Here is a 692-nt window from a genome sequence, read left to right on the forward strand (position 1 = left end):
TCTGTGCATATGTTGTTTCTTTGATCGCTTCAACGATCTTGTTAAATTCTTTAGCCATCGTTTGGGCCTCCTTATAGGTTTCTTACTCTTTTTTTCGCCAGTTCCTCAGCTTTTGTTAGTGGAACTTCTTTTTCCGTGTTGCTTGCAACTACCGGTTTTTTTGGCTCAAGAGCTTTTGGATCAACGACTTTCGGTTTTTGTAGATAAGCTCTCGCTTCTACAGTTTTCTTGAAAGCCTCTTTGATCTCATCATCCGTTGCGTCTTCTTTTAAGCCAGACAGAGCGATGACATCGTTCATTAGATCAACGTTTGCGTTTGTAGGCAATAGTGATTTGAACTTCTCGTTTCTTTTTGTTTCACGATACGGCTTGATTTCTTCAACCATACCATCATAATCTTTTTCTAGTGATGCTTGATAAGCTTCTAGATGTTTTTTCATCTCGGCAATTTCTTCTTTTGTATAAGAATCTTTTTCTTCGAGATTGTAAGTAAATCTTTTCATAAGTAGTTTTCCGCTCCTTAAACGTTTAAGCAAGTTTTCATCTTGCACAATTATTATAACAAATATAAAAAAACCGCCTCGAAATTAACCGATTGCAGTCGTTTTATCCACCATTTTCTTTCCCGTTCAGTGGCATACGTCTATTCCGGATACCACCGCGATCGCGCCGGCTGCCCAGGCCGTGCGGCG

Annotated in this window: 1 protein-coding gene; it reads right to left on the bottom strand. The window is 39.6% G+C overall.

Features of this window, described 5'->3' with window-relative positions:
* Window positions 1-71: 71 nt before the first annotated feature.
* A complete protein-coding gene (locus HL054_RS22085) occupies window positions 72-551 on the bottom strand; it encodes a hypothetical protein (RefSeq protein ID WP_369141282.1) in 480 nt (159 codons plus the stop codon).
* Window positions 552-692 lie beyond the last annotated feature (141 nt).

The sequence above is a fragment of the Modestobacter versicolor genome, from assembly GCF_041028285.1.
Taxonomy (GTDB): domain Bacteria; phylum Actinomycetota; class Actinomycetes; order Mycobacteriales; family Geodermatophilaceae; genus Modestobacter; species Modestobacter versicolor_A.